The sequence below is a fragment of the Streptomyces sp. NPDC014764 genome (assembly GCF_043082785.1).
GTDB lineage: Bacteria > Actinomycetota > Actinomycetes > Streptomycetales > Streptomycetaceae > Streptomyces > Streptomyces althioticus.
The window spans coordinates 1-10,834 of the sequence record NZ_JBIBXY010000035.1 but is presented as its reverse complement, the minus strand read 5'-3'; the positions used below and the strand labels follow the sequence as shown (position 1 = coordinate 10,834).

Below are 10,834 nucleotides of genomic sequence, written 5' to 3'. Positions count from 1 at the left end.
AACAAGGACCTCGACAATCCTCATTCTTGCTGGTCAGAGGCACTTCCTGCTTTTCTGACCGCCTGCCGGACAGCCCGCTTCATGAAAGCGCGAGGCTAGTGGCCGCCGTCACCTGCCTTCGTCAACCGGTTCCTGGCACCCTCCTGGCACCTCCGGCACGGGTTCCCGCACGTCGTGCCGGCCTGGTGGTTCGACGTGGAGCGATGCACCATCATGCCCGCCGTCGGTGGAGGTACGACCGCTGCTCGCCGAACGGCGTTGCACCATCAGTCCCGCAGTGCGGTAGCGGACTTCGGCCGAGGTCGTCGTCGCCCCCTCGGCGCCGGCGTAAATGCCCTGCATCACCGACGGCACCGAGGTACGAGGTCCAGACGCCGGAGCCGGACGCAAGGACCGGCGAACGTTCATCCCCGGGCAGGAACAAGCAGAAACGCCGTCGAGTTCATGGTCGTGCCCCACGATGACGGGCGGGTCTTGTTCTGCAGTCCGGCCAAGCCCGGCAGGTGCGCGTACGCCACCCGCGCCCGCCAGCTGCGGCTGGTCGTTCCCCTGCGGACCCCTGCGACGCGTGCCCCTCGTTTCTGCATTCCAGCGAGTTTCGTTGGTGAGCCATTCTCGACGTTCGCTCAGCAGGCGACGGAGGTTCCGAATCACCGGGGAGGGGCCGCCTCATCTCTTCGGGTGGTGTGGCTCCTGTGGTGCGCCAGCAGGCGGAGTCCACTTGTGTGAGCGCCGAGACACCTCACAGGCTGACGACGACCAGGCGGTGTCGTCCGTGACGCCTTCGACGGGGATCAGGTCATTCATCACGGTATCGGCGAGTGCTTCGGGTTCCACGATCAGCGTCGCGTGGGCCGCCGGGCGGGGACTGGTGGAGTCGGCGCCCAGTTGGCCCCCGCTCGGAGACGGCGGTGAAGCGGAACCCGAGCCTCTCCAGTGCGGCGGCGAAGAGCACCGCCCTGTCCTCGCCCTGCCCCACCCTTGGCGCACCATCTGGGGAATCCCGGCCGGGGGAGCCCTTCCTACCGGTGCGAACGGCCGGGCCGGATCGGATCTCCGAGATTGGTGCGCGCCTGAACGGTGAACTGGCGGGACGAGAGATCCCTCATGAGTGCTTGCAGGTGGCCGGCGCTCTTGTCCGTGAGGATGAGAAGGTCCAGGAAGTGCTGGGCGAGCTGTTCAGGAGAGGTTTCCTCCCTCAGCAGATCCCTCAGGACACGGTTCAGGGAACTGGTCAGACTCTTGGTGAGTTTGAGCCGCGGGTACAGGCACCGGACCGACCCTTCGATATTGGCGAGCGATTTACCGACAATGGAAACGATGGGTGCCACTTGGATGCCGCGGCGGCTGGAGTACTGCAGGACTGACATCAAAGCAACGCCGTAGTTGAGTTCCGCGAGCGTTGCGTTGGACCACAGGGGGACCTTGCGGGAGAGGTCTTGGACGAAACCTGCGCTGTTGCTCCAAGGAGTGGTGGACCCCATGCGGATCCATTGGCGGGCCACTGCCTCCCCGTCGTTGCGGGCCAGCCCGAGAAGAACGCCGAGCATGGTGATCCGGGCGCTGCGGTCGAAGCGTCCCACCATCCCCCAGTCGATCAGGTGGGCTGTGCCGTCTTGACTGACGAGGACGTTGCCCGGGTGTGGGTCGGCGTGGAAGCGTCCGGTGACGAAGTAGGAGCGGAACATGAAGTCCATGAGTTGCTGGGCGATCTGCTTGCGTTTCTTGGGCGTCAGGTCGTCCTGCTTGACGCGATTGATTGCGACGCCGTCGACGAGACTCTGGACGAGCACGCGTGGTGTGGCGTGCAGCACCTTGGGCACGCTCACGCGTTTGTAGTCGCGGGCGAGTTTCCGTGCGGCCTTCATGTTGCTGGCTTCTCGAGTGAAGTCGAGTTCGTCACGCATGGCATCAAAGAGGACGTCTGTCATGGCCTCGACGCCGATTACTTCGTTGAAGTGTGGTGTGAACCGTGTGACGAGCCGGGACACTCGGCGCAATGCCTGCATGTCGCCGAGCACGGCTCGTTCGGCTCCTGGGCGTTGCACCTTGATGACACAGGGCGTTCCGTCGGCAAGGGTCGCGCGGTAGGCCTGAGCCAGAGAAGCGGATCCCAAGGGCTGCTCGGTCCGTACCGAACTGAAGCGCCCCCGCCACTCGGGGCCCAGGTCCCGCTCGAGTACCGGCACGAAGGAAGCAAATGGCCGAGTGGCCGCTTCGTCGTTGAGCCGGCTGAGTTCTGCGCGCATCTGGTCGGGCACGAAGTCGGGTCGTGTGGCGAGTATTTGGCCGACCTTGACGTAGAAGGGACCGAGCTCTTCCAGGGTCTGCCGTAGTCGGCGCGCACGGTCGGACGTGTCGTCGTCGGAACGCCGTGCGAGTCCTGTTTTACGGGACAGGCTTCGCACGGCTTCCTTCGAGGCGGCCTGGACGACTATGCCGGCCGCTCGACGTCCGCGCTTGTCAGCCATATACCTGCGGCACTCTGGCGCGGGCGAGGCTCATCAGCTGCTGCCTCCCGATGTACGGCCCTTGTCACCCACGTGGGAGGTAAGAGAGGCCACGGCCTGGGTCAGCGCCGACACCTGAGCGCTCAGTTCGGCGATCTGACGCTCGTTGCGCCGCTGCCGCTTCTTGGAACCGCCGCCCTTCTTCTTGCTTCGCAGGCCTCGCACCAAGCCTTTGTCGAACCCCTCGACCACGTCGGCGAGACGGTCACCGGCACTGTCACGACGTTTACTCATCCGATCCTCCTTGTCCTGTCGGCGCTCTGAAAAGGCACACCTGGGACCGCACCACTCGGGGCGCACGAGGCCTGGTGCGCGGGGTGCGGCACCGGCACGTCGCCGAGCGGTGCACCCCGCTCATCCGACAGTCAGCCACCTCAGACGGTCAACCGGCTCTCGCTTGCTCCAACCGGTCCGCGAAACGAGGCATGATCCGGTCGCTCCCCGTCGCCGCTGGTCTGACCAGGTCAGAGGCGTAAGCGCAGTGCGAGGAGGGGTGGGTCAACCTCGTTGCCGACCGCGCTCCCCGACAAAGAGCACGAGGATCATACGCCCGGGCAATGCATGAGTCTCATGCTCCGGCGCGTGAGCGCGTGCCCCCGGGCATGGAGCGCGCCAGCCTGTCCGGGCCCTACGCCGATGAGCCTGCACATGACACTTGCAGAGGACAAGTAATCTTGGATGCTGGAGTAATCCACCCAGGGCTCAGAGACCGGCACGAGCATCCACGGCCCTCTGCGGGTGGTCGCCCTTCGGCCCGAAAGCCCGTTGGCGACGATGCGGAACGACACACAAATTCGGTGTGCTCGTGACCGTCGACGCAACGAGGCTGCCTGGGCCGGACAGCACATGGATCTGCCCAACCGGCCGAGCATCGTGCTGCCCGCTGCGGCACAAAGGACTTTCTGTTCATGGCGAGCTCACCCGATCCTGGAGGTACACACGTTGGGAGCTGTGCAGGCGAACGACCTGTCAGGGGACCCCGCAGCGAGCGGAGGGCGGCTTCTCGTCCGTGGCCGTGAGGCTGTCGACACGCCGCTGCGCGAAGCGGTCGCCCGCATGCCGTCACCGGCCCGGCTGTGGACCGGTTTCCACTTTGGCTGGTGGGACGCAGAGGGAGAGGCACGCACCGCCCGCCAGGGGAAGGCTCTGCGACCGGCTCTGACCTTGGGATGCGCGGAGGCCGCCGGCGGCACCGCCTCGGCAGCCGCAGCGGCGGGGACGGCCGTGGAACTCGTGCATAACTTTTCCCTGGTCCACGACGACGTCATTGACGGTGACCGACTACGGCGAGGTCGTCCCACTCTCTGGGCGGCTTTCGGGGTTCCGGCGGCGCTGTTGGCCGGCGACGCCATGCTGACCCTCGCCTACCAGGCGCTCGCTGCAGCGGAAGGCCCCCACAAGAACGACGCGCTGCCCCTGCTGTGCGACTCCGTGCAAGAACTCATCGCGGGCCAGGCGGCGGACATCGCCTTGGAAGACCGTCTGGAGACAACTCTGCACGAGTACACGGCGATGGCAAGCGCCAAGACCGGCTCCCTGCTTGGGGCAGCCTGTGCAGTGGGCGCGTTGAGTGCCGGCTGCGACCCAAAGAGGGCTGCACATTTCACGCGCTTCGGCCGGCACCTCGGCCTGGCCTTCCAGATCACCGACGACATGCTGGGCATGTTCGGCGATCCGCAGGCGACCGGCAAGCCTGTCGGGGGAGATGTCGCGCGACGCAAGAAGACCTACCCGGTGCTGGCCGCCCTCACCTCTGGTCATCCCGCAGGACAGGAACTCACCGAACTGTACGCGCAGACGGCGCCGTTGACTGCAGAACAGGTTGTCCGTGCGGGGACCTTGGTCGAGCACGCCGGCGGCAAGGACCTGGCACAAGAGCGAGCCCGTCGCGAGCTGGAACAGACTCTCACCTCTCTGGCCGCTGCCGATCCGCTTCGTGCACCGCACCGTGAACTGACCGCTTTGGCGCACCTGATGACCCACCGGTCTGTCTGAGAGGCACTCAACGCATGGCCCCCATCACGACGACGTTGCCCGTCCACCGCCCAAGGACCCCGGCATCCCACGGCGCAGAGCCGGCACCGGTTTCCGTGGCCGAACATCTGACCCTGAGCAGTGGGCAGACGCTCACCTCCCCCGCCGCTCCCCTGCTCGCAGCGTCACTGCGCCGCAGCGGGCATCCGGTGCACATCGCGCCCCTACGTGCCGCCGAGGAGGGAGCGCCAGGGTCGCTCCGCGCATATTCGGTCGACATCGCCAGCGGCCAGGGCACCCCCTTCGTACTGGCGGCGGGCTGTGACGAGGCCCGGCGCGAAGCGGTCGTGCACGAACTGAACGAGTGGGCCGCACTGGCTCGTCCGCGGACCGTCCTTCTGGCATCGCCACGCTCGTTCTGCGCCGGTGTCGAACGAGCCATCGACACCGTTCGTGAACTGCTGAACGCACGGTCCGGGGACGACGGCCCACTGTACGTTCGCAAACAGATCGTGCACAACGATCACGTCGTGAACGACCTCGCAGAGCAGGGCGCTGTCTTCGTCGACGAACTCGACGAGGTGCCCACCGGCTCCCAGGTCGTCTTCTCCGCACACGGGGTCTCTCCCCAAGTACGCGCGGAAGCCTCGGCGAGAGACCTGGCGGTCGTCGATGCCACCTGCCCACTCGTGACCAAGGTCCATGCGGAAGCCCGGCGCTTCGCCGCTCGCGGTCACACCATCGTGCTCATCGGGCACGCCGACCACGAAGAAGTCGAAGGCACTGCGGGCGAAGCACCCGAGCAGACCGTCCTCGTCGAGTGCGTCGAAGACGTCGCCACCTTGGACATTCCCGACCCACGCCGGGTGTCCTACCTGACTCAGACCACCCTGGCCGTCGACGAGACACAGGCCATCATCTCGGCACTCATCCGCCGCTACCCGCACATCCAGGGCCCGGGATCCGACGACATCTGCTACGCCACCACCAACCGCCAGCACGCCTTCGCCGAGACGGTGTCCGAGGCGGACCTGGCCCTGGTCATCGGATCCGCGAACTCGTCCAACTCCGTGCGCCTGGTGGAAGTCGCCCGCCGGCGCGGAACACCGGCCCACCTGATCGAGGATGTGACTCAGCTGGAACGCCCCTGGCTTCACGCAGTCACCACCATCGCGCTGACCGCCGGAGCGTCCGCGCCGCCCGTCCTGATCAACGATGCCCTCACGGCCCTTCATGGGCTGGGACCGGTGACCGTCCGCGAGCACGCCACGAGCACGGAGAACGTGACCTTCGGTCTGCCTGCCGGTGTGAGGCCCATATGAGTAGAGCTGCCCGCGCTCACTGCCACTCCGAGCTCTTCGACATCCTCGAACGGACGGAACTGACCGCCCACAGCGACGAACAGGTCCAACGTCTCGCCCTGCTGATCCGGAAGTTCCTCATCGACAAGGTCGGCGCTGCAGGCGGTCATCTAGGCTCCAACCTCGGCATGGTGGAGGTCACGCTCGCGCTGCACCGCGTGTTCCGCTCCCCCCACGACACGCTGCTGTTCGACACCGGACACCAGACCTACGTCCACAAGATCCTCACCGGCCGGGCCCGCTCCTTCGACCAACTACGGAAGGCCGGTGGCCTGGCGGGTTACCCCCAGCAGAAGGAATCCGAACACGACGTCATTGAGAACTCGCACGCCTCCACCGCCCTCGCCTACGCCGACGGCCTGGCCAAGGCCCGCCAGCTGACCGGGGAGACCGAACGAGCCGTTGTCACAGTGGTCGGTGACGGAGCACTGACCGGAGGCATGGCCTTCGAAGCACTCAACAACATCGCCGCCGCCCCGCAGCGTCCGGTCATCATCGTGCTCAACGACAACTCACGCTCCTACGCACCTACCGTCGGCGGCCTCGCCGCCCACCTGAGCCGCCTACGGCTCGGCCCGCCCTCGCAGCCCCGCGAGCCTGCCCAGGCGGCGGGCTCACTGTTCGAGCACCTCGGCCTGGCCTACCTCGGTCCCGTGGACGGACATGACACTTCCGCCGTCGAAGAGGCACTGCGCGCGGCTCGAACCCTCCGCCGGCCCGTGATCGTGCACGTCACCACTGTCAAGGGCAGAGGTTATGAGCCCGCCGAGCGGGATCAGGACGAGCACATGCACGCCATAGGGGCCCGTCCGACCCCCGGTTCCCCGCCCGCACCAGCCGCACGGCCCTCATGGACCGCACTGTTCTCCGAGACCCTGTGCACATTGGGGGCACGCCACGACAACCTGGTAGCCGTGACCGCAGCCATGCCGGGCCCCACCGGTCTGTCGCGCTTCCAGGCCCGCTACCCCGACCGCTTCTTCGACGTGGGCATCGCCGAGCAGCACGCCGTCGCCTCCGCCGCAGGGCTGGCCATGGCCGGCCTGCACCCGGTCGTCGCTCTCTACGCGACCTTCCTGACCCGTGCCCTCGACCAGGTGCTCATGGACGTCGCGTTGCACCAACTGCCCGTCACCTTCGTACTGGACCGAGCCGGAATCACGGGACCCGACGGACCCTCACACCACGGCATGTGGGACCTGAGCATCCTCGGCGCCGTGCCCGGCCTGCGTATCGCCGCCCCCCGAGACGCCAAGCAGTTACCTCTGCTGCTCGAAGAGGCTGTCTCCAACCGCTCAGGACCCACAGTGCTCAGGTTCCCCAAGGGCACAACCAGCCCCGACCTTCCTCGTCAAGACAGCTACCGCACCGTGGACGTACTGCACACCACGCCGAACCCAAGCGTACTCATCGTGGCCACCGGCATCCTGGCACACTCCGCCCTCCGCGCCGCGGAAACCCTGTTGGCACGGGGCATCGGCACGACCGTGGTCGACCCACGCTGGTTGCTGCCCATCTCCCCGGACCTGCTCGACCTGGTCGGCAGACACCGACGGGTCGTCACCGTCGAAGACAACACCCGCTCCGGCGGCTTCGGCTCCGCACTCGCCCACCTAGCGGCCGTAGAACATCCGGACACATCCGTCAGATCTCTGGCGCTTCCTTCCCGCTTCATCCCCCACGGTGAACGCCACACGCTTCTCGCGGAGGCAGGTCTCGACGCCGACGGCATCGCACGCTGTGTCCTCAACTCCCTGACCCCTCCGCGGTACGACACCGCTCAAAACTCCTGAAGGCCCACCCGCCCCCTGGACGAGGAGAACCCTCTCCCGCCTGGTGCTGCTTCGACCACGCCTGGAATGACGGAGCTCCGACATCGCCGACGAGCGCCCGCACCCCCAACTCCCCCGCCAGAAAGCCCCCGCCGGACGATCTCGACCCGGCCTCCCCCTTCAGACAAGACACCGCACCAGGAGGCGACCGATGCCCCTCACCCACCTCCCCGCCCCCTCCTCCCGCCCACCGCGCCGGCGCTCTCGTCAGATCCACGTGGGTTCCGTGCCCATCGGCGGAGACGCCCCCATCTCGGTCCAGACCATGACGACCACCGCGACCACCGACACCGACGCCACGTTGCGTCAGATCGCCGCGGCCACGGCCGCGGGCTGCGACATCATCCGCGTCGCCGTCCCCTCCCAGGACGACGCCGATGCCCTGCCCCGGATCACCGCCCGCTCTCCGCTTCCGGTCGTCGCCGACATCCACTTCCAGCCCCGCTACGTCTTCCAGGCCATCGACGCCGGCTGCGCCGCCGTGCGGGTCAACCCCGGCAACATCAGGAAGTTCGACGACAAGGTGAAAGAGATCGCCAAAGCCGCCCAGGCAGCCAACGTTCCCATCCGCATCGGCGTCAACGCCGGATCGTTGGACGAACGCCAGCTCGTCAAACACGGCTCAGCCACCCCCCAGGCGCTGGTCGAATCCGCCCTGTGGGAATGCTCGCTGTTCGAGGAGCACGGCTTCACGGATCTGAAGATCGCCGTCAAGCACCACGACCCTCAGACCGTCATCTCCGCCTACCGTCTCCTCGCGGCGCAATGCGACTACCCCCTCCACCTGGGTGTCACCGAAGCCGGAACACCCGTGCAGGGATCCATCAAGTCGGCGGTCGCCTTCGGGATCCTGCTGTCCGAGGGCATCGGTGACACCATCCGCGTCTCCCTGTCGGCACCACCCGCCGAGCAGGTCAAAGCCGGCTGCCAGATCCTGCAGTCCCTCGGGCTGCGCCCGCGCCAACTGGAAATAGTCTCCTGCCCCGGGTGCGGCCGGCTCCAAGTCGACATCCACCGCCTTGCCGCCCGCGTCGAAGCCGCATTCGAAGGCTTCCCCGAACCTCTGCGCATCGCGGTCATGGGCTGCGTGGTCAACGGCCCCGGTGAGTCGCGCGATGCCGATCTGGGAGTCTCCTGCGGCAACGGAAAGGGCCAGATCTTCCGCAACGGTGAGGTCATACGCACCGTCCCGGAGCACCGCATCGTCGAAGCGCTCCTCGAGGAGGCGCAGCACCTCACCCCGTGACCGACCAGCCCATACCCGCACCACGACCTCCCAACGGCAACGCTGGCCTCAGAAAGGGACTACACACGTTGAGCCCCCTCATTCAGATACCGCCACTGTGGTGCCCCCTGGAACTCCGCGTCAGGGACGGAGCGGCGACCATCGACGCACGCACGCTGACCTGGCTGGAACACCACGGCATCGACGAACGCTCCTTACAACGGGCGACCGCCACCGACACAGGCTTCCTGGCGAGCAGTTGCGCGCCAGACGGATCGGAAGAAGGCACACAACTCCTGTCCGACTGGCTGATGTGGGCCCTGCTGTACGACGACTTCTACTGCGATGCAGGCCCGCACGCCTCCCGGCCGGACACCTTCAACACCCTCGCTGTGCGCATGATGACACGCGCGGCCTACCCCGAGACCGCACCGACCGGGGACACGGCCTTCGATGCGTTCGCAACTGCCCTGGGAGACATCCTGCGACGGGTTGACACTCTCGCCTCCCCGGAGCTCGTCCCCCTCTGTGCCCTGGCCCACCAGCACTGGGCAACCGGCACCATGTGCGGGGTCAGCGACAGGGCGGCGGCCGCCGTGCGCACCGTGGACGACCACCTGCTGATCCGCCCGGCTGACGGAGGCGCCGTACCGTTCGAGTACATGATCGAAATCGCCGAGGGCACGGCGCTCCCCGCACGGGAGCGCAACCACCCTCGGGTCCTGGCGTTCACCGAGGCAGCCGGCATTCTGGTAACTGTCCCCACCGATCTGACCTCTTACGAGCGCGAACTCCGGCAGGGAAACCTCGAATCGAACATCGTCCACATCCTCGCCGTCCAGCGCTCCCTGACAGCACAGGACGCCATGTACGAAGCGTGCGCCCTGCTCGAGACCGTCATGGACTTCTTCACCACCATGTATGCACGTCTGCGTGTGGACGCATCTCCCGCTCTCCTCCGGTACACGGACCAGATGGCCAACATGGTGCGCGGAACCTACGAGTGGCAGCGAGGTCTTCCCCGCTACACCACCGTGCTGGACGTCCCGGAAGACGCTGGCCTCCCCGCCCCACGTCCGGAGACCGCCCTCCACGAGATCACCGATGTGCGGACCCGTGCATACGGGGACCGGCTCGCTCCACTGGAATGGTGGTGGAAATTACTCATCGACTGACGCGGTCGACCCCGCCAAGCGCACCCCACGACCCTCCCCGTGCGAGGGCGCAAGGTGACACCACACCTCAGGTGCGGTGGCCCTCACCGGTCATGTACAGACAGTGATGATAGCTGCGGCTCCGCTCGGCGGTCTGACTCCTGGACTGACTGGCGCTTCGGCTGTCCTTGGCTGGGTTCGTCGGCCGTCTGGGCGGAGCCACAACGCGCGTGGCCGGTCGGGCATCTGTGACTTCATAGCGCCGAGCATGCGCAGCGTGGTGCTCTTGCCGGCACCGTTGGGACCGACCGGTGACGTACCCGGGGCGCACGGTGAAGGTCAGGCCGTTGACGGCAGTGGTCTTGCCGTATCGCTTGGTCACTTTGTTGACTTCGATCACCCGGTCAACGGTGCCGGGGAGGGTGTCCGTCCGGCATCGGCCCGTCGGCTGCACTGACGGGAGGCTGGTATCCCGTGGGCGTACGCCCGCGGGCCAATGTTCCGCCGCTGGTCAGGCGATTATGAACGCTCCATGTCCGCCAAGCCGCATCCCCTGCTGTCCTGGCACGTGCGGCCGGCTCTGGCCTGGTGCGGGGCGATCGCCTACCCCTTCGTCCATGCCAGGCATGGACGGCATCGAGGCCACCGGGCGGATCACAGCAGCGGCTGGAGCGACGCGCGTCCTTAGACCGTGTCCTACGTGGTGAGGCGTCGTTGACCTCGACATGGGGCGGGGTACATGGAGTTGGATTGTTCCGGACGGGCTGTGGGAAATCGC

The 10,834-nt window shown here is 66.9% G+C and carries 7 protein-coding genes and 1 pseudogene; 5 read left to right on the top strand and 3 right to left on the bottom strand.

All coding sequences use genetic code 11. The features are described 5' to 3' along the window. Positions 1-1,022: 1,022 nt before the first annotated feature. Both ACF1AG_RS34465 and ACF1AG_RS34460 read right to left on the bottom strand, forming a co-directional pair. On the bottom strand, positions 1,023-2,471 hold the full coding sequence (locus tag ACF1AG_RS34465; protein WP_391811033.1) for an ABC1 kinase family protein: 1,449 nt from the start codon (positions 2,469-2,471) through the stop codon (positions 1,023-1,025). Between the two features lie 33 nt (positions 2,472-2,504). Continuing rightward, positions 2,505-2,744, bottom strand: a complete 240-nt coding sequence (locus ACF1AG_RS34460; protein ID WP_387799082.1) for a hypothetical protein — start codon at positions 2,742-2,744, stop codon at positions 2,505-2,507. A 717-nt stretch (positions 2,745-3,461) separates the two neighbouring features. Between ACF1AG_RS34460 and ACF1AG_RS34455 the strand changes: the two genes are divergently transcribed. From ACF1AG_RS34455 to ACF1AG_RS34435, 5 genes are all read left to right on the top strand, one after another. Beyond that, positions 3,462-4,505 carry a polyprenyl synthetase family protein gene (locus ACF1AG_RS34455; protein ID WP_391811032.1) on the top strand — a complete coding sequence of 348 codons (1,044 nt, stop codon included), beginning with the start codon at positions 3,462-3,464 and terminating at the stop codon, positions 4,503-4,505. Between the two features lie 95 nt (positions 4,506-4,600). After that, entirely contained in the window at positions 4,601-5,806 is a 1,206-nt protein-coding gene (ispH, locus tag ACF1AG_RS34450; protein ID WP_391811031.1) for a 4-hydroxy-3-methylbut-2-enyl diphosphate reductase, read from the top strand. Beyond that, the gene (locus ACF1AG_RS34445; protein ID WP_391811030.1) at positions 5,803-7,638 is read left to right on the top strand and encodes a 1-deoxy-D-xylulose-5-phosphate synthase; all 1,836 of its coding nucleotides are present in this window, start codon (positions 5,803-5,805) and stop codon (positions 7,636-7,638) included. The genes ispH and ACF1AG_RS34445 overlap by 4 nt, the downstream gene beginning before the upstream one ends. A 190-nt stretch (positions 7,639-7,828) precedes the next feature. After that, positions 7,829-8,923 (top strand): flavodoxin-dependent (E)-4-hydroxy-3-methylbut-2-enyl-diphosphate synthase, encoded by a 1,095-nt coding sequence (gene ispG / locus ACF1AG_RS34440; RefSeq protein WP_387799088.1) that lies wholly within the window; start codon positions 7,829-7,831, stop codon positions 8,921-8,923. A 68-nt stretch (positions 8,924-8,991) separates the two neighbouring features. After that, positions 8,992-10,077 (top strand): hypothetical protein, encoded by a 1,086-nt coding sequence (locus ACF1AG_RS34435; protein WP_391811029.1) that lies wholly within the window; start codon positions 8,992-8,994, stop codon positions 10,075-10,077. A gap of 243 nt (positions 10,078-10,320) precedes the next feature. On the opposite strand, the pseudogene ACF1AG_RS34430 reads toward ACF1AG_RS34435, so the two are convergent. Further along, a pseudogene (locus tag ACF1AG_RS34430) lies at positions 10,321-10,456 on the bottom strand (ABC transporter ATP-binding protein); the annotation flags it as partial. Positions 10,457-10,834: the final 378 nt, after the last annotated feature.